Genomic DNA, 20247 nt, shown 5'->3' on the forward strand with positions numbered 1-20247 from the left:
GCGAATATAAAGAGGCTCCTGATACATAGATTGAAGTTCATTAAATGGGCGTTTCATGAGAGATCCGATTAACCTAATGATGGGTCAATGGGTATAGCCTCTCTTCTTTTAGTGAATTTTATAGACCAGTCAGGCTTTTGGAATCAGTCTTCACTTTATCATTCACAACTTGCACACCATTTTTCCATACATACTTAACGTGATTGACCCCAAATAAATATTGCAACTCCTGATAGTTTTGAACATTCCATAAAACGACATCCGCTTGTTTTCCGACTTCAAGCGATCCTATCTTTTCTTGCCTGTTGATTGCACAGGCAGCATTGTATGTTGCTGCCGTAAGCGCTTCAGCAGGAGTAAGCCGCATCGAGATGCATGCCAGATTCATGACAAGTGGCATAGAAGTCGTCGGTGAGGATCCGGGATTGCAATCGGTCGAAATGGCAACAGCTACACCTTCATCAACCATTCGGCGTCCTGGGGCCGCATCTTCTCTTAAATACAAAGCTGTGGCTGGAAGTAAGCAGGCAATGGTTCCTGACTTAGCCATGGCTTGAATTCCCTCTTCGGAAGCCTTTAATAAATGCTCAGCTGAAATAGCCCCTATTTTGGCAGCTAGTTCCGCTCCCCCGTATGGCTCAATTTCATCGGCATGAATTTTAGGGATCAAGCCATACTTTTTCCCCGCCTTTAAAATCCGCTCTGATTGTTCAGGGGTAAAAACCCCCTTTTCACAAAATACATCATTGAATTCAGCAAGCTTTTCTTCAGAGACGATTGGAAGCATATCATTAATCAGATGATCGACAAATTCATCCTCACGGCCTTTATAATCCTTTGGAACCGCATGGGCTCCCATAAAGGTAGGAACTAAATCAATCGGATGCTCTTCCTGTAACTTCTTCATCACCCGCAACTGCTTCAATTCGGTTTCCAAATTCATTCCATAGCCGCTTTTACCTTCTACTGTAGTCACGCCATGAGCGAGAAACGAATCAAGGCGTCGTATGGTTTGTTCCATCAACTCTTCTTCACTTGCTTCCCTTGTCATGCGGGTGGTGGCATGAATGCCCCCACCTCCGTTCATGATGTCCATATATGTTGCACCTTCTAGACGCATTTCGAACTCACGCTCACGACTCCCGCCATATACAACATGCGTATGGGGATCAACAAGCCCAGGTGTCACCAAATGGCCAGAAGCATCGAAAACTTCTGCTTCATGCATTCTATCAGCATAGAGTTTTTCCAATTCCTTGGTTGTACCGACAGCTTGGATCAGTCCAGATTCCATCCATATGCTTCCATCCTCTATCAAACCAAGCTCCGACATTCCCTCTTTGGAACGGGGACCCTTCTTTTCAGAGGTAAGCGTAGCAAGTTGAGTGGCATGTTTTATCCAAATTGGTTTTGTCATGGTTTATCAATTCCTTTATCAAGCATCGGGATATTTATACCTCTTTCACGGGCTGTTTCCTCTGCCAGTTCATATCCTGCATCAACATGACGCACTACGCCCATCCCAGGGTCCGTTGTCAGCACTCGCTCAATCCTGGCTGCTGCTTCTTTTGTTCCGTCTGCCACAATTACAACGCCTGCATGCATGGAGTAACCCATTCCTACGCCGCCGCCATGATGTACGGAAACCCAGGTTGCACCGCCCACTGCATTCACCATTGCATTTAAGATCGGCCAGTCAGCCACTACATCCGAACCATCCTTCATGGCTTCCGTTTCACGATTCGGCGAAGCGACAGAGCCAGAATCCAAATGGTCACGGCCAATCACGATCGGGGCCTTCAATTCACCGCTTGCAACCATATCATTAAGGATTTTACCAAAACGGGCACGCTCCCCATAACCAAGCCAGCAAATGCGGGAAGGCAGACCTTGGAATTGAATTTTTTCTTGAGCCATTCTAATCCAGTTACATAAATGTTCATTATCAGCGAATTCGCGCAAAATGGCTTGGTCTGTTTTATAAATGTCTTCAGGATCACCAGATAAAGCGACCCAGCGGAATGGACCTTTTCCTTCACAAAATTGTGGACGGATATACGCTGGAACGAAGCCAGGGAAGTCAAAAGCATCCTCTACGCCTTCATCTTTCGCAACTTGACGGATATTATTGCCATAATCAAACGTCACGGCTCCTTTTTCCATCATTTCAAGCATCGCTCTTACATGTTTTGCCATCGAAGCTTTAGAGAGTTTAATATACTTTTCTGGATTAGCATTCCGTAATTCTGCAGCCTCCACCATTGACATACCTGAAGGTGTATAACCATTTAGCGGATCATGGGCGGAAGTCTGATCCGTCAAGACATCAGGAATGAAGTTCCTTGCAATCATTTCCGGAAGAATATCTGAAGCATTCCCAATCAAACCAATCGATAATGCTTTCCCTGCAAGTTTAGCTTCATTCGCTAAACGAATGGCTTCATCCAATGAATCCGTTTTCACATCGGTATAACGAGTCTCGATCCTCCTGTCAATTCTTGTCTCATCTACATCGATCCCGATACAGACACCACCGTTCATCGTAACTGCTAGCGGCTGTGCCCCTCCCATTCCGCCTAAACCTGCCGTTAAAGTAATGGTGCCTTTTAACGAGTTATTGAAATGTTGTTTTGCAAGTTCGGCAAAGGTCTCGTATGTACCCTGTACGATTCCTTGAGATCCAATATATATCCAGCTGCCTGCTGTCATCTGCCCATACATCATCAATCCCTTTTTATCAAGTTCATGGAATGTTTCCCAGTTCGCGTAAGCCGGGACGATATTTGAATTTGCAAGCAGGACACGAGGTGCATCCGCATGAGTTTTAAAAATTGCCACCGGTTTCCCTGATTGGACAAGTAACGTTTCATCTTTTTCCAGCTCTTTTAGTGATTTGACGATTGCATCAAAGCACTCCCAGTTACGGGCAGCTTTCCCAATCCCTCCGTATACAACCAAATCTTCAGGACGTTCAGCGACTTCAGGATCCAAATTATTCATAAGCATTCTAAGCACGGCCTCTTGTTGCCACCCTTTAGTATGCAATTCTGTTCCAGTATAACGGATAACCTTGTTTGTAATCGTGTTCATTTTCATTTCCCCCTTGTTTTTGTTATATTTTCATTCTATAAGAAAAATTCAGAATAATTCATTATAATTTAATGATAATTTTATAATTTATTTCAATCTTTTGTAGTTAACTTTATTTTTTTATGAATAATTTCACGAATTACATTGTTATGAAATAAATAAAAAAGGACGATTCATTTATTGAATCGTCCTTTTTTATAATCCAGACCGATATGCTGATGGTGTACAAGCTTCAAGCAGTTTGAATTTGGCATTGAAATAAGTTTGATGTGAATACCCGGCCAAATGAGAGATTTCCTCCAATGATAAATCCGTTTCCTTTAATAAACGTTTAGCTTCCCTAATTCGAACTTGATGAAGCGTATTTCGAAAAGACTCGCCGGATTCAGCCGCAAAACGACGGCTGAGTGTGCTTTTATTGATACGCAGAGTATCTGCACAACTCGCTAGATTCCACTGGGCGTCCCAATAGTTGGACTCGATCAGCTCTCTTGCTTTTTCACTAAGTGTGCGTGCCCCTTCCTGTAATTGTCCATGATCCTGCAGAAGCATATGGGTGGTGAACGCATGCAGCTCTTTTACTATTTGATGAATGACAGGTTTATGTACAATTTGCTGAAATACATCATAGTATATTGCTTCTAGAGAAGCATTTTGCAAGTTGTATGATTTCATATGCCTACGAATCTGCGCGAGTACGCTTGTAAGGCGGATACGAACGATTTCCGGGTCGGGGTATGGTCGTTCAAAAGTAAGGAATTCACGTTCAATCCAGTTCCTGATGGCTTTCGCATCCCGCCTTTCGAGCATTTCTATCCAAAGTCTTTGTTCAAGAGGAGTGAGGAATGGGTCCATCTCTTGAGGCGATGTCTGTTGACTTTCGGCTAAAATGATATCATATCCATCGAAAAAGATTTGTCTCGTAAATTCACGTGTTTGCTGATACATCCTTTTTAAAGACTCATCTGAAGTTGCCGCTTTTATTATGATGGCAAGGGGCTCATCCATTCTTTCTTTCCAGTGAGCAAGGAACGCTTGGTACTCTTCCTTATATACCTCCATTTCCTTTGTTTCCTGTACACATAAAATAAAATCCGATAAAGCGAAGATTTGATTCTTCCCAGTAAAAGAATATCGTTGCAGTTCATCATAAACTAAAGGAAGGGTCTTGTTATCAGGTGTCAAAAAAGCGACCATGGTTATTCGACTTTCATGCCTCCGGTCCGTCAAGAAGAAATCAGGATACCCAATATCCAAAGCATTCTCATCATCCATGGTGTTTGTCGAAAGAAGACCTGGACCATTTCTCAATTGAAAACGTAATTGTTGGATATGTTTTACCAAATCTGCCGAAGAAAAAGGACGGAATAAAACATCTTCAGCACGAAAACGTAAGGCTCGGTAAGCCGTTTGAAAGATTCGCTCAGATGAAATGCCTAACCATCGAATTCCCCTCCGCTTTAACGAAACACCCATCGCCTCACTTTCATCCGTCCAAATATCCATATCCAAAATAACGAATTCCGGTTGCTGATTGCGCATGCCCTTTTCAAATTCTTCAATCGTTTTCCATAAGATCAGTCTAACTCCCGTTAGATGGGACTCCACTATCCAACGAATTCCTTGAGCCTCAATCTCATCTTTTGCCACCAAATGAATTTCCACATCATCACCTCATTTCTGCTGTTATTCCTGTAATGAATAAATATGAAGTCAGCCACTTGAAAAGAAAAGGAATCCCTGGTCTTTTCGAAAGCACTTGTATCTCATCTCCATTCTAATCCCGACGAAAACTACAAACAAGTCTTATTGGGCAGAACCTGCGATTTAGATTAAATTATGACATGCTCAACTGGAATTTTCATTTCATATATATGTACTTCCTATATGAAAATATAAAAAGAAACATCATGGAAACCTTGTGATTTCCAATGATGTTTCTTTTTTAGCCACTTTTAATCTTCCATACATTTAGAACCGTTATAATTGGTTAATATTTACTTCAACTTCTTTTACGACGTTTTCATCTGAAGCACTTGTCAATTTTAATGATAATAAGGTGATGACTCCTAATACAAGTAATCCAGATAAAATAAACATCCCTTGAGTAAATGCAACAGTTCCGAGAATCATTGGTCCTACAAAACCGCCTAAAGCCGCAAATGAATTGACTGTGGCTATTCCCACTGGTGCAGTGGACTCAGTGAAGAAAAATGTCATATAGGCAAAGAAACATCCACTGAACCCGTATAACCCGAAAGATGTAATCGTTAACATAAGAACCATCATAAAGACACTATCCGAAAAGCCGCACCCAATAAATCCGACAACTGCTATCATGAGGCAAACGAGCAAGTGTGATTTATGTTCATTGGTCCGATCTGAATTCCAGCCTACAAACATAATGGCTGGTATACCGACTAACGATGGAATCATCGCTAACCAGCCTATTTCTAAATTGGTTGTTGCATTTTCCGATAAAGATTTTATGATGGTTGGCATCCAGAATGACAATCCATAGATAGATGTGTACCCTGCGAAATAAAAAAGGGCCAACTTCCAGATTTTCGAATCTTTTAGCATATCAAGCTTAGTGACTTTATTTATTTTCGAGCTAACTTTCCTTTCCGCACTCAATTCCCCTTCTAACCAATCACTTTCTTCCTTAGATAACCATTTAGCGTTCGTCGGTCTATTAGTTAAATAGAAAACAACAAAAACACCAATAATAATGGCCGGAATGCCTTCAAGGATGAACATCCATCTCCACCCTGCCATACCCAACCAGGAAATATTGTCAAGAATCCATGTCGACACGGGCGCACCAATCAATCCGCCAATCGGTAGGGCTAAAAGCAAAACCGCTGTTGCCCTTCCTCTTTCGCGGGCCCTGAACCAATAAGTTAAATACAAAATTATACCAGGGAAAAAACCAGCTTCGGCGACACCTAATAAAAAACGGAGAATATATAAATGCATCGTTGTTTGCGCAAAACCTGTTAATATTACCACGAGCCCCCACGAAATCATTATACGGGCAATCCATATCCGAGCTCCCACTTTATGCATGATCATGTTGCTAGGAACTTCAAAAAAGAAATAGCCTATGAAGAAAATACCAGAAAGCAATCCAAAAACTTCAGCGGATAAGGCTAATTCAGCATTCATTTGTAAAGCAGCATAGCCTAAATTGACCCTGTCCAAGTAAGCGATGATATAAAGGATCAAGATAAATGGAAGAATCCGTTTCATCGTTTTACTGATCGTTCTTTTCTCTATTTCACCACTGGAATGATTCATGATTATTTCCTCCCTTTTCATGTTACTATTTCCCAAAAAAGTTTACCGCACATCTCTTTTCCTGCTTCCCGACACTCTGGTTCATTCCTAGGACTCTCAATTTATCCTGATACCACCACCCTCCATTTACATATACTCTGGGCTAAAGAGGAATAAGCCTTTCTACAAGACAGCAACCAATTGTATAGGAATTTTCAGAAAAATCCAACCAACCTTTACACCTAATTCTGCTACTTGAAAAACCTCCTATTTATACTGAATTAGCCTTCCCCATACTTGATCCCAAAACCTTGTAAACGCTTTCCAAATGTGAAAAATGCAATTAAGAAAGCGTTGTGATTATTCATGATCTACGTTAGATTAAATAGACCACCAATCATCTAACTAGACTGTAGTCTGATATTAAACTATATAGGAATATTCTGTCAATTATCATTTGGAGGTTTTTTATGATTGAACCCAGAAAGAAACAGCTTAGGGGAGAAAAGACTCGTGAAAAAATTTTAAAAATATCTTTAAAGCTATTTAGCGAAAAAGGTTATGATAAAGTTACCGTCGATGAAATCGTGAAAAAAAGCGGCACATCAAAAGGGTCATTTTACCAACACTTTTCAGCGAAATCGGACATTTTTTTAGTGAGATTCATAGAAGTCGATGATTACTATCGCGAAGTCTTCCGTTCGTTCCCAGTCGATATGGACGCTACCGAGAAATTGTTTATTTTCATACGCAAATTGATGCGTTTTCTAGAAGAAGAAATGGGCAAAGATTTAATGAAAGTAATTTACAGTTCCGCTTTAGATTCAAAAGAACATACTTACTTTTTAAATTCAAATCGCTCACTCTTCCAAATTATCCGTTCATTAATTGAAGAGGCGAAAGAACAAAACGACATTGGCACTGACCAATCAGTTAACGAAATTTCACAACTTATCACCCAAAGCCTCATGGGAATCATCTATCATTGGGGATTAAATAACTCAGAACAAAGCTTGGAGTCACTATCCATACCGCTCACCAAAACAATCATTAATGGGCTGAAAACTAAGAACTAATACATAAATCAAAAGATTCATTTTCAAAAAATCTGACATTTAATTCAATATTAACCCCAATCTCACTGAATGGTCAGGGTAACTCCATTAATCTATAAAGTTCATACATTTCATATTTCAATTGAGTGTGTCAGACATTTTAAACAAGGAGTCGAAAGCCAGATATCATGAAACGATTTTTCATTATCATCCTATATGCACTATTATTTGGATTATCACTGCAGGCTTTTAATTTCAAGCTTGACCACCCTATTGCTGAAGATATCAGCCGGCTGATGCCAGTAAAAATGAAAGCGATAAGGGCAGAAGATAGTGAAGAAGCAATCAAAAAGGTCGTTTTGGATGCCAAAAAAGACGATGATCCCATTTCCATTGCCGGAATGCAGCATAGCCAAGGAGGTCAGACATTATATCCAAACGGGATCCTGCTCGATATGAAGCAATATGATGAAATACTTGATTTGGATGTAAAAGAAAAACGCATCACGGTCCAAAGCGGAGCAACCTGGGCTGTTCTCCAGGAATATATCAACCCATATGGACTTGCACTGAAGGTCAGTCAATCTCAAAACATTTTTACCATTGGCGGATCTTTGAGCGTTAATGTCCATGGCCGCGATATCCGTCATCATGCCTTGATAGAAACTGTGGAATCTTTTAGATTGCTTAACGCAAAAGGACAAATCCTGACAGTGAGCCGCGAAGAAAATTCGGAGCTCTTCCATTCGGTTATTGGCGGATATGGTTTGTTTGGAGTAATTCTCGATGTAACACTTCACCTTACCGATGACGAACTTTATAAAATTAAAACTAAATCACTCAATTATGATGAATATACGTCGTACTTTAAAAGGGATGTTCTTCAAAACGATGATGTTAAAATGCATCTGGCAAGAATATCGGTTGCTCCTGGCTCCTATTTGGATGAAATGTATGTAACGGATTATTATAGGGCAAATGACCAAACAAGGCTATCTACCTACAATTCTCTCAAACGGGAAACGATCATCGCCGTGCCTAAATTCTTTCTTGGCCTCTCACGTTATAATGACTGGGGTAAAAAAAGGTTTTGGGAAACACAAAAATCTTACACGGCCAATATTGATGGTAACTTGGTTTCGAGAAATAATGTGATGCGGTCGGACTCTGCCTTTATGGATTACAGCAACCCCTCCAAAACCGAGGTGCTGCAAGAATACTTCGTTCCGATTGATCAATTTGCTGATTATATCGATGATTTAAGAAGAACCTTATCTGATGAGAAAGATTTTAATTTATTAAATATTACAATTCGTTATGTGGAACATAATGATGAATCACTCATGTCCTATGCCAAGGATGATATGTTCGCTCTAGTGATGCTCATCAATCAAGGGACAGATAACGAAAGCAAGGAAAATACGGAAAGGGTCATCCGTAACATGATTAATGTGACGCTTGACCATAACGGCAGCTACTATTTGCCCTATTATGGGTATCCAACCAAGACACAATTATTTGTAGCGTATCCGCGTACTGAGGAATTCTTTCGATTAAAGAAGAAATATGATCCTGATAATCGCTTCATGAATCTTTTCTATGAGGAGTATCATTCATGAATTATAAACGTTTTATTTTTTACCAAGGCACTGTTGGTATGGCTGCCAGCATGATTTTCCCTTTTTATATTTTGCTAATCAAAAATGTAGGCACCAGTTATTCGCAATTCGGGTGGGCATATGGAATATTCTCACTGACTGCAGCACTTAGCTATCCTTTAATCGGAAAATTCACTGACAAAGCCGGTGACAAAGCATTTCTCCTTATCTATTCATGGGGGATGGCACTTATCCTTCTTGCCTTTCCTCTCGCATATGAAATTTGGCATGTATATCTCCTGCAAATCATTATGGGAGTACTTGGGGCTGTACAAAAAAACACTGAAAAAACGGTACTTGCAAGATATGTTACGAAGAAAACAGCGGGTGAGGAAATTGGAAATTACCATGTTTGGACATCCATCGGTGCTGCAGCTGCGGTGATTGCAACCGGATATTTAGTCGACTTTTTAACGATCGGCAGCATCTTTTACCTTGCATCCTTATTGTTTGCCTGGAGTGGATTTATTATAATGAAGATGGAGAAAAACGCTTCTCTATCTAATGCAGAATAAATAAATATAAGCATTTATTACTGGTTAGCGCTAATAAATCAATTACCCCTTATAGTAGAAGAAGCATCTGCATGCACCTCAGCAGATGCTTCTTCTACTATATAAATCATTTGCCGATCAAAAACTCAAAAAAAATTTGGTTTCGTTAAATATACGAATTCTGAACTTACTGCGTTTATTAGTACAATTAAAGATAACGGACCAGAGCACATATAATAAAATACTACTTTCTTATCAACTTGGTTATTATTTTTCCGTCTAAAAAAAATAATGACATCATAATTATACCCATTCCAATCAACTGATGAATAGACAACGCTTCATGTAAAAAGAAAAAGCCTAAAATCATTCCGATGACAGGCACTATATAATTACTATATGAAGTAAATAATGCGCCTTCTTGCCGAATCAGCCTATTAAATAATGCATAAACAACACCTGCATGGAAAATGCCTAAAATCGATAAGTAGATAGATTGAGAACGTGCTAAATCCAATTTGAAAGATTGCTCAAACAAAAGGGACATGGGAATGAGCAATGCACTGGCAATCAGTAATACATTTCTCATATGAATAACGGAAGATCCCTCGTTTAATTTCTCCATAAAAATCAATGACAATCCAAAACTCATGGCAGCCAATATCAATAGGATGTTACCCTGAATACTGTTAGAAAGGTCTTGGAATCCTTGTGTTGGCCAGGAAAGGAAGACAATACCTGCAAATCCGAATAGGATACTTGTAATCTCTGGCCTTGTGCTTTTTCTTTTGAAAAATGCTAGTAAAAAGAGGATGGTAAAGACGGGAACCATTCCAATCAGCACCGCTGCGATACTGCTAGGCACCGATTTCTGGCCTTGTGCAATAAACACGAATGGCAGTACAACCTCGAAAAAAGCAATGATTATATACCATTTATAATAATTCCTAGGTACTCTTCGCTCTTCTTTTGATAAAAAAAAACCAATGAAGAGTAAACAGATACCGCCGATACATGATTTGATGGCTGACAAGGTAATAACCCCAACATCTTCTATAACTAATGCAATAAAGAAGAATTGAGATCCCCATATACCACTAATCAAGAGTAACAACACATATTTATTCATTCACTTTACCTCCCTTTTCAGCAATGGATCGGCAATGGTCTTACTAATATGCTTTGATTGAATTCCACCAAAATAATTCGTGCCGATTACCCCAGCAAGAATAATCATTGCACCTATAACATGATAATAATGAATCGATTCATGTAAGAAAATCACCCCTGCTATAATCGTAATCAATGTCGCTAAATTACTAAAAACGCTCATTTTAGATGCTGGTAATATAGATAATGCATAGTTTGATAAAAAAGCAGTAAGCAGTGACGATAATACCCCAAGATATACGATTGAAATGAGGAATCCACTACTTGTGAAGGGTAATAAAAAGCTTCTAATAGATTGGTTGATTATATGGTTGATGATGGCCATACTATTAAAAGTCACAAAACCAAAGAACGTCATCACATAAGTTAACGTAAATAGTGAATATTGCTTTGTTACCTTCCTCGCTACCACATTATAAAGAGCGGCAGCAATCGAGGATAATAAGATCAGGATCGTTCCTTTCAAACTGTGAGCCTCAAGTTGCAAGTCATTCATGACAAAGATAAAGATAACCCCTATCACAGAAAAATAAAGGGAAATTTTCTGACCTTTACCTGCGTATTCTCTCAAAAATAATGAAGCTGATAATAACGTGAAAATTGGTATGGTCGCTTGGATAATACCCGCTTCTGAAGATGAGGTATATACGAGACCAAACACTTGAAATGTAAAGAATAAAATTGGATAAAGGAACACCAACGGAAGAATTTTCAAAGTATCGGCTGCGCTCATTCTCACTGATGTCCTCCGATACAGCTTAAAAATTATCGCGATCAAAAAAGCCATCGTAAATCGATGTGCCAATGTATCTAGCGGACTCGCTTCCATTAATGATATTTTTGTAAAAATAAATGAAAATCCAATAATAAAGGCATATAGTATCGCCGCAATATAGGCTTTTTTATTTTCTGGCATATTGAGTAAATCCTCCTTTTCAACACCCGGCCGGTTGTTAGTATCGTATTAAAAGTTCCACTACGATACAATACAAATAAGAAGCATCTGTAACGGTACAGTTTTTTAGGAGGTATTCATGTTAAAATACGTAGCTTTGTGTAATGAATTAGAATCTCTCATCCAGAATGGACAGCTCAAAGCGGGCTTTAAACTCCCATCGATTCGTCAATTAAGCGAACAACATCAATGTAGTAAAAGTACAGTTTTGAAAGCTCTGCAAGAATTGGAAAAGAGGCATTTAATCTACGCGGTTCCTAAAAGTGGATATTATGTCGTTCAAAAAGAATTTGATGGTAAACGTGAACCAACAGCGGAAATCGACTTTGTTACTTCCGCTCCCGCTTGGCATCAATTTCCGTATCATGACTTTCAACATTGCATCAACAAAGCCATCGATACCTATCAGCAAGAATTGTTTATCTATGGCACTCCAAAAGGACTACCCTCTTTAATAAAAGTGATACAAAAACAATTAGAGCAGTATCAGGTTTTCGCCAAAGAAGAACAGATTTTCATTACTTCAGGCGTGCAACAAGCACTTTCCTTATTATCGTTCATCCCTTTTTCAAATGAACGTACCCATATACTAGTTGAACAGCCTAGTTATCATCTATTTGTGGAGCAATTGAAAGCGTACCAGATTCCCATGCTAGGAATCCGACGAACTGCAGAAGGTATTGATTTAGAGGAATTAGAGCGGATTTTTAGCAGTCAGGAAATTAAATTCTTTTATACGATGCCTCGTTTCCATAATCCGTTAGGGACTTCTTACTCTAAAAAGGACAGAGAAGAGATACTAAAACTTGCTGTAAAGTATGGTGTCTATATTGTAGAAGATGATTATTTAGCAGATTTCGAAGAGAATATGAAGGTAGACCCCATTTTTTCCGGGGATACTCATCAGATGGTCATTTATTTAAAAAGCTTCTCTAAAATAATGTTTCCGGGACTACGCATAGGTGTTGCCGTATTACCTAAACCATTATCGGTCAGCTTCCAACTATATAAAAGAACAGCTGATATTGATAGTTCCATGATTTCACAAGCAGCCTTGGAAATCTACATAAAAAGCGGTATGTTTGAACGCCATAGAAACAAGGTGCGGCTCTCCTATTTAAGACGTGCAAACTTGCTATATGATGCTCTGGAAAAGTACTCTACTCCAGGCTTTTATCGCCCAGCATCCATATGTATGAACGCACATATCGTACTGCCTCATCGTTTAAATAGTGCTCACCTCATCAAAAACTTACAAAATCAACAAGTACTGGTAGAGACTATAGGTCAAAATTATATAGAAGGCTTTCACCAGGAAAAAATATTAAAACTAAACGTGTCCAATACAAATATACAAAAACTTGACCAAGGGATAGCTCTTATTTTTAAAGAACTGAATAAAAAGCAAAATTATTACTTATAAAACTTTTACATAAGGTATAGCACTTACACACAGGGCAATAAACAAAAAATAGTGAAAATATTTTATCTTATTGTAATACCGAAAAAATATGGGCATATGAGCACAAACAAAAAAGAGCCAATTAGAATTGGCTCTCAGACTGTAGACAAACTCGATGAAAATCGAGTTTGTCTATTTTTATGGCTTGTACAATTTGGACGTTGATTTCCACTCCAGGCACTCGCTTTCCGCGGGCGGTCGGGGAGCCTCCTCGGCTTTCGCCTGCGGGGTCTCCCCTAGACGCGCTTTTCCCGCAGGAGTCTCGTACCTTCCGTTCCAATCAACTTTGTCTTACCTTTTAGATAGAACACTTTTGCCTGGAGTCATTTTTGTTTTAAAATAGAAGTATTAAAACTTGAGGTGATGAGGATGCTTTCTAAACATGATTCTATTCAGCGAGATCAACTTAAATGATTACTTTAGATCAACTGGTGCCACCGAACCATTTGGTTCGTAAAATGGAGGCTGCCATTGACTTCACTTTCATTTATGACTTGGTGAAAGATATGTATTCAGAGGTAGGACGCCCAAGTATTGATCCAGTTATTTTAGTTAAACTGACTTTCATTCAATATACCTTCGGTATTCGTTCCATGCGTAAAACGATTGAAGAAGTTGAAACCAATATGGCTTACCGTTGGTTCTTAGGCTATGGTTTCCATGATAAAGTACCTCATTTCTCTACGTTCGGGAAAAATTATGAGCGACGCTTTAAAGATACAGACCTGTTTGAACAGATTTTCTATCGCATTTTAATGACAGCTGCTAATAAAAAGTTAATAAGTGCTGAACACGTTTTCGTGGATTCCACACATGTGAAAGCCAGTGCGAATAAACGGAAATTTGAAAAGAAAATCGTTCGTAAAGAAACACGAGCGTATCAAGGACGTCTTCAAGAAGAAATCAATCAAGATCGTGAAAACCATGGAAAAAAGCCTTTTCCACCAGATAAATTTGATAAAGAAGAGACCAAAGAGATTAAAGAAAGTACAACGGATTCTGAGAGTGGCTACTATGTGAAAGATGAACGAACAAAACAGTTTGCCTATTCATTCCACGCGGCCGCAGACCGCAACGGTTTTGTATTGGGAACGATTGTAACACCTGGAAATACACATGACAGTCAGATCTTAGAGCCACTAGTTGAACAAGTGATTGAGAAAGTTGGAGAACCGGAAGCCGTTGCGCGCAGATGCAGCTTATAAAACACCAGCGATTACAAGCTACCTATTTAACAAAGAAATCATACCGGCTTTACCTTATACACGTCCTCGCACCAAAGAAGGATTTTTCCGCAAACAGGACTATGTATACGATGAACATTTTGATTGTTACCTTTGCCCTTCGGGCGAAACTTTAAAGTACTCAACAACAAATAAAGAGGGCTATCGCGAGTACAAATCGCCAAAACAAATTTGTACAACATGCTCATTTTTATCTCGGTGTACAGAAAGCAAAGACTGTCAAAAAGTGGTGACACGGCATATCTGGCAAACACATGTGGAAGAAGCAGATCATCTGCGTCATCATCAAGATGTAAAACCTATATATGCAAAACGTAAAGAAACGATTGAGCGTGTATTCGCAGATGCAAAAGAAAAGCATGGTATGCGTTGGACTACTTTAAGGGGACTTAAAAAATTGTCGATGCAGGCGATGCTAACTTTCGCTGCCATTAATTTAAAGAAGATGGCCAATTGGACATGGCGAGGTCCAAAAATGGCCTAACATAGTGGGCTCGTAGAGCCCCAATCTCTTAACTTTAGGCGAAAATTCAAAGGGAATTTCAAAAGGGGTTCAGAATTTTTTAATTCCGAACCCCTTTTGTCTACAAACTGAGAGCCAATTAGAATTGGCTCTCAACAAGGTTGCTCTTATCAGTCCTCTTTATTTATAAAATTTTATACGATCCTCAAGTGGTTTGAATTCTTTATCACCCGGTTGAGCTGTTGGATTTCCAAATGGCATTTGCGCTATCAATTTCCAATTACTTGGGACATTCCATTCTTTTTTCACTTCATCATCTATTAGAGGATTATAATGCTGTAAAGTTGCTCCCAATCCTTCAGCTTCAAGTGCAGTCCAAACAACTAATTGATGCATGCCTGATGTTTGTTGTGACCAGATTGGGAAGTTATCGGCATAAGTTGCAAATTGTTCTTGAAGTGATTTCACAACAGACTCATCTTCAAAGAATAATACTGAACCATATCCCGCTTTAAACGAATCCATTTTTTGTTGAGTGCCAGAGAAATCTCCCTCACCAACCGCTTTCCTTAAAGCCTGCGTCGTAATATCCCATAATTTATCATGTGCCGAGCCTGTCAAAACAACCAGGCGGGAAGATTGGGAATTAAAAGCCGATGGCGTATGTTTTACCGCAAATTCAACAATTTCTTTAATTTTCTCTTCCGATACTTGGACCTCTTTATTGATTCCATAATATGAACGTCTCTCTTTAATGGCCGTGTAAAAATCTTTTGTCATGAGTCATTCCTCCAGAGCATTTTTTTATTTCAAATGATTATTCCATTTTTTATTTCTACCTGTTTTAGTATGGGCATAAACCAACTTATCATTCGCTAAAGCTGGTCAATTATTCTTTAATGATTTCCTTGGTGCTTCTTACTGTATCAATGGGACGGACCAACTTTTCGATTTGATCCCTTTTCGGTTCTAAGAACGGTGGTAAAGATAACTTTTCTCCAAGCGTTTCATACGGCTCATCCCCCATAAATCCAGGACCATCCGTGGCAAACTCGAATAAAATTTGCGGCGCCACTCGTACGTAAAGCGACTCAAAAAAGTGACGGTCAACATAACCAGACGTATGAAATTGGAAGCTTTCCATTCGTTTGATCCATTCTTCCAGAACGGAACGGTCTTCAACACGGAAGGCTGTATGGTGAACAGTCCCAAAACCCTGCCGTGCCTGAGGAAGGATCGAATTATGCTCGACAATCACTTGTGCACCATTCCCACCTTCCCCTACTTCAAATAAGTGAAATGATCCTTCCTTGTCTATTTCTTTGAATAATAGGACTTTTTCCATCATTTCTTTAAAGTAATCGAAGTTGGCGATCCGAATGAAAATTGGTCCTAATCCTGTAATAGCGTATTCCAGTGGAATCGGTCCTTTTTGCCAAGGAATCCCAGCTGCAACTCCTTCATTATTTTCATCTGAGATCAATTGATATTGCTGATCATCAAAATCCACAAATGAAATGATCTTTTTACCAAATTGTTCTTGGATTCCTGTATTCCGTACTTCTAAACGGTCGAAGCGCTTAACCCAATACTCCAATGCCGCATCATTCGGTACACGGAAGGATGTTTTTGAAATCTCATTAGTCCCATGCACTCCTTTAGGAATACCAGGAAAATCGAAGAATGTCATGTCAGTACCTGGACCGCCAACATCGTCGGCAAAAAACAGGTGATAGGTTCGGATATCATCTTGGTTAACTGTTTTCTTGACTAAACGCATGCCCAATATATTTGTGAAAAATTCATAATTCTTTTCTGCACTACTAGTTATGGCCGTTACGTGGTGTATACCTTTTAATCCATTCATAAATTATTCCTCCCATTAAAACGATTCAATATTTGGCTGTTCAGCTTTTTCATTAATCCCCTATATTTTTACTTCAAGAATGTTGGCTATTCATTAAAGGGGTTTGGATAAGGTTTTACATACATTTTATTATCTCGAATTAAATTATCTTTACTTAAGGATAATTTATCATGAATACCATTCACTGTCAACAACATTATCTTAAATTAATATATCTCAAAATCAAAATAATTTCCGACAAAAAAACACCACTGACAATTATCCTTTTTATAATAAGAGAAATTAATTCTAAATATTCTACGTAAGAACATCCATTCTAAAGCAAATGCCCTTCTGTATATAAGTTATTGCCTATAGCTATAAATGAGGCAAAGACAATCAGTCACTTTTTCGGGAAAATTGGATCAGAATAAGTACTATCGCACCTGTTCGTATTATAAGGTCGGCCAGAAAATATTTCTGGTTGACCATTTTTTATATCGATATATGATAACCGTAGCCTTGGTAGAACGTCCGCACCTGTGGGACTTGATCCCGTCAACTAAACAGTTCGCCCCCTACTTGTAGAAACATGATTAGGCTGGTTGGGACGTAGATCTCGTATAACAAGCGAAGCTATGATACTGCAAGAAGGAATTGGGGTACCGGTGATTTTATATTAGGCGGAGATAATTTATGAATCCAGTTGTTGGTCTGGATGTGGCAAAATGGGAAAGTCAGGTTCAAGCATTTTTGGATAAAGGTAAACCTTATCCAAAGAGTTTTAAAATAACTCATACTATTGAGGGGCTTTACTTGTAGCGTTTCTTGAGGATGTAAAGAAAGAGTCTGGTCAGAAGCCTTCAGTCGTTTTAGAAGCCACTGGACATCATTATCAAACTCCAGTCGTTCATTACTTGGAAGAACGAGGATATTTATTGATTATCATTATCATTGATTTCATATAAGGCACGAGGATCAAGCTTAAGAAAGGTAAAAACAGATGCCATGGATGCCTATCTTCTCTGTGAGTTGTTTTACTTTTGGCATTGTTTGCTCACAACTTTCCTTATGATAAAAGCTGCCTCATTGACAGCCTCGATCCTATTCCCAGCTTTCCCTCTCGACTAATTCAAGAGGTTGAGTAAATGGGAGAAACTATAAATTCCTATCTAACAAAATCCCCACTTGTTCTGCCACGACTTGAGTTGATTCAGATAATCCATTTGTGAACCACGCTTCTACTATCTCCACGATGGCTGCTCCAAAAAATTTAAGAATTAAATCCTTACTTAATCCTTGATTTTTTCCTTCGGTTACATCTACTTCACCTTCCAACTCCTCGATTACAAATTCTAGGAAATGATTCCGAAAAGCAGGGGCTCCTTTACTCGCTAGCATAGTTGAAAAGAATGAATAATTACGTTCAAAATATTCAAACCAAATCAGATTTCCCTCAACAAAATCCAATTCAGATGCCGATTCGCACAGTTTCCTTAGTTCGTTAATATGTTCTTCAATGAGTTTTTCCAGAAGATCATATTTATCCGTGTAATGGTCATAAATCGTTCTACGACCGACATTTGCCCTGTCGGAAATATCTTGTATCGTAATATGATCAAAACTTTTTTCAGACATCAGTTCAATAAAAGCATTTTTTATTGCTTCTTGAGATTTTGTACTCTTCTATCCACCCTAGACATTGTAGTAATCACCAAGCTTTCTTAAAAGTTATCGCACAATTTTACTCAACTTGTGCAGTAACGCACAAATCACGGCATTTTGATTGTTGCAGTCATCCTCTTTTCATTTTATATTATACACAGATGTACGATAACGCATCAACATGCGATTTACTAAAACATCAAATTTTACTAGCCTCGAAATACTAGAAGAGTTAATTAAATTCAAAGAGGAGGTTTAGTTATGGACCGTATTGAAAAGAGCAAGGAAAAGTTCAACCAGCTATTTGGTGCGGGAGTAACTGCCGCACATGCTATCGATCCTGATTTTCAGGACATTCTGAACCATATCATTTTTGGGGAAGTTTTTTATCAAGGTAATCTGGATGACAAACAGCGTGAGTTGATCACCCTGGTGGTTCTTGTGACGAATCAAACATTGCCCCAACTAAAAGAACATGTTAGTGCAGCTCTAAATGTTGGGCTAACACCTGTAGAAATCAAAGAGGCTGTTTACCAGTGTACTCCATACATTGGATTCCCAAAAACGTTAAATGCTACCAATGAAGTCAATGAAGTTTTCAAAGCAAAAAATATTGCTTTACCAATTGAAAGCCAAAAGACTATAGATGAAGATAATCGATTTCAAAAAGGTCTTGCAACTCAAGTAGAAATTTTTGGAGATGTCATTAAAAAAATGCAAGAGAGTGCCCCGTCAAATCAAAAGCATATTCAGGAACATCTTTCTACTTTTTGCTTCGGAGATTTCTATACCCGTGGCGGACTTGATTTGAAAACACGGGAGTTGTTGACAATCTGTATTGTCAGTGCATTAGGCGGTACTGAAAGTCAAATTAAGGCACATGTGCACGGTAACAAAAATGTGGGCAATGACAAGGAAACATTGATAACCGCCATCACTCACTGTCTCCCATATATGGGCTTTCCGAGAACACTGAACGCATTAGCTTGCGTTAATGAAATTATTCCTGAGAATTAAGAAAGGGTGTTATTAATTATGTCAAATATACAAAATAAAGTTGTCGTTATTACCGGTGCTTCTTCCGGGATTGGAGAATCTACTGCAAAAGAACTGGCATCAAAAGGTGCAAAGTTGGTACTCGCTGCTCGTCGTGAAGACCGTTTAAAGAAATTACATGATGAAATTCAAACCAGTGGCGGACAAGCTATTTATAAAGTGACAGATGTGACTTCTCGCGAGCAAATGGAAGAACTTGCTGCGTTTGCTCTTAAAGAATTTGGAAAGATCGACGTATTAGTCAACAATGCTGGAATCATGCCACAGGCTTTTCTTGCTGAAACTAAAGTGGACGAGTGGGATAAAATGATTGATGTTAACATCAAAGGTGTTTTATATGCCATCGCCTCCATCGTTCCATCTATGAGGGAACGTAAATCCGGTCATGTTATTAATCTTTCTTCGGTAGCCGGGCATAACATCTACCCAGGTGGAACCGTATACTGTGGTACCAAATATGCAGTAAGAACAATCTCAGAAGGTTTACGTCAAGAAGAAGCGATGAGTGGCACCAATATACGTGTGACCAATATTTCTCCTGGGGCTATTAGTAGTGAATTGTTAAAAACGACAACAGACCCAACGATGAAAGAGGGATTGGATGAATTTTACAAAATTGCAATTGATGCTGACCGCATTGCTCACGCAATTACCTTTGCAATTGAACAACCATCTGATGTTGGTATCAATGAAATGATTATTCGCCCGACCGTTCAGGTTGGTTAAACAATGCAATTGACTGCCACGTTTACACACCTTTGAGCAGTTTATCGCTCAAGAGGTTGGGTCATCATTACTAGGGTTCAATTC

Annotated in this window: 15 protein-coding genes and 2 pseudogenes; 8 read left to right on the plus strand and 9 right to left on the minus strand. The window is 38.9% G+C overall.

What is annotated here, in order from left to right:
* Positions 1-118 precede the first annotated feature (118 nt).
* The 4 genes from hutI to QFZ73_RS00320 form a co-directional block, all read right to left on the minus strand.
* Positions 119-1417, minus strand: coding sequence for an imidazolonepropionase (gene hutI, locus QFZ73_RS00305; protein WP_307261789.1), 1299 nt, complete (start codon positions 1415-1417; stop codon positions 119-121).
* Positions 1414-3090, minus strand: a complete 1677-nt coding sequence (hutU, locus tag QFZ73_RS00310; RefSeq protein WP_307261791.1) for a urocanate hydratase — start codon at positions 3088-3090, stop codon at positions 1414-1416. The genes hutI and hutU overlap by 4 nt, the downstream gene beginning before the upstream one ends.
* A 195-nt stretch (positions 3091-3285) precedes the next feature.
* The gene (locus QFZ73_RS00315) at positions 3286-4755 is read right to left on the minus strand and encodes a helix-turn-helix transcriptional regulator (RefSeq protein WP_251438085.1); all 1470 of its coding nucleotides are present in this window, start codon (positions 4753-4755) and stop codon (positions 3286-3288) included.
* Positions 4756-5070: 315 nt separating this feature from the next.
* On the minus strand, positions 5071-6390 hold the full coding sequence (locus QFZ73_RS00320; RefSeq protein ID WP_307261795.1) for an MFS transporter: 1320 nt from the start codon (positions 6388-6390) through the stop codon (positions 5071-5073).
* A gap of 449 nt (positions 6391-6839) precedes the next feature.
* On the opposite strand from QFZ73_RS00320, the gene QFZ73_RS00325 reads away from it, so the two are divergent.
* The 3 genes from QFZ73_RS00325 (at position 6840) to QFZ73_RS00335 (ending at position 9597) form a co-directional block, all read left to right on the plus strand.
* Positions 6840-7445, plus strand: a complete 606-nt coding sequence (locus tag QFZ73_RS00325; protein ID WP_251438087.1) for a TetR/AcrR family transcriptional regulator — start codon at positions 6840-6842, stop codon at positions 7443-7445.
* 167 nt (positions 7446-7612) lie between these two features.
* Complete coding sequence (locus QFZ73_RS00330; RefSeq protein ID WP_307261797.1) at positions 7613-9043, plus strand: FAD-binding oxidoreductase; 1431 nt, start codon at positions 7613-7615, stop codon at positions 9041-9043.
* Positions 9040-9597 (plus strand): MFS transporter, encoded by a 558-nt coding sequence (locus QFZ73_RS00335; protein WP_251438089.1) that lies wholly within the window; start codon positions 9040-9042, stop codon positions 9595-9597. Before QFZ73_RS00330 ends, QFZ73_RS00335 begins: the two co-directional genes overlap by 4 nt.
* A 223-nt stretch (positions 9598-9820) precedes the next feature.
* Here QFZ73_RS00335 and QFZ73_RS00340 read toward each other — a convergent pair whose 3' ends face one another.
* Positions 9821-10705 carry a DMT family transporter gene (locus QFZ73_RS00340; protein WP_307261801.1) on the minus strand — a complete coding sequence of 295 codons (885 nt, stop codon included), beginning with the start codon at positions 10703-10705 and terminating at the stop codon, positions 9821-9823.
* Complete coding sequence (locus QFZ73_RS00345) at positions 10706-11662, minus strand: DMT family transporter (protein WP_307261803.1); 957 nt, start codon at positions 11660-11662, stop codon at positions 10706-10708. It lies immediately after the preceding gene.
* Between the two features lie 118 nt (positions 11663-11780).
* Between QFZ73_RS00345 and QFZ73_RS00350 the strand changes: the two genes are divergently transcribed.
* Positions 11781-13124: an aminotransferase-like domain-containing protein gene (locus QFZ73_RS00350; RefSeq protein WP_307261805.1), complete on the plus strand. Its 1344-nt coding sequence runs from the start codon at positions 11781-11783 to the stop codon at positions 13122-13124.
* Positions 13125-13532: 408 nt separating this feature from the next.
* Positions 13533-14891 (plus strand): annotated as a pseudogene (locus QFZ73_RS00355) (IS1182 family transposase).
* A 159-nt stretch (positions 14892-15050) separates the two neighbouring features.
* Here QFZ73_RS00355 and QFZ73_RS00360 read toward each other — a convergent pair.
* Together QFZ73_RS00360 and QFZ73_RS00365 are read right to left on the minus strand one after the other, a co-directional pair.
* Positions 15051-15650, minus strand: coding sequence for a nitroreductase family protein (locus tag QFZ73_RS00360; protein ID WP_307261807.1), 600 nt, complete (start codon positions 15648-15650; stop codon positions 15051-15053).
* A gap of 109 nt (positions 15651-15759) precedes the next feature.
* Complete coding sequence (locus tag QFZ73_RS00365; RefSeq protein ID WP_307261809.1) at positions 15760-16737, minus strand: ring-cleaving dioxygenase; 978 nt, start codon at positions 16735-16737, stop codon at positions 15760-15762.
* A gap of 675 nt (positions 16738-17412) precedes the next feature.
* Between QFZ73_RS00365 and QFZ73_RS00370 the strand changes: the two are divergent.
* Positions 17413-17757: pseudogene (locus tag QFZ73_RS00370) on the plus strand (IS110 family transposase); the annotation flags it as partial.
* Between the two features lie 117 nt (positions 17758-17874).
* Here the strand turns inward: QFZ73_RS00370 and QFZ73_RS00375 are convergent.
* A complete protein-coding gene (locus QFZ73_RS00375) occupies positions 17875-18354 on the minus strand; it encodes a TetR/AcrR family transcriptional regulator (RefSeq protein WP_307261812.1) in 480 nt (159 codons plus the stop codon).
* 288 nt (positions 18355-18642) lie between these two features.
* On the opposite strand from QFZ73_RS00375, the gene QFZ73_RS00380 reads away from it, so the two are divergent.
* Both QFZ73_RS00380 and QFZ73_RS00385 read left to right on the plus strand, forming a co-directional pair.
* On the plus strand, positions 18643-19398 hold the full coding sequence (locus tag QFZ73_RS00380; RefSeq protein WP_307261814.1) for a carboxymuconolactone decarboxylase family protein: 756 nt from the start codon (positions 18643-18645) through the stop codon (positions 19396-19398).
* Between the two features lie 18 nt (positions 19399-19416).
* A complete protein-coding gene (locus tag QFZ73_RS00385; protein ID WP_307261816.1) occupies positions 19417-20163 on the plus strand; it encodes an SDR family oxidoreductase in 747 nt (248 codons plus the stop codon).
* Positions 20164-20247 lie beyond the last annotated feature (84 nt).

Source organism: Peribacillus sp. V2I11 (assembly GCF_030817135.1).
Lineage (GTDB): Bacteria > Bacillota > Bacilli > Bacillales > DSM-1321 > Peribacillus > Peribacillus simplex.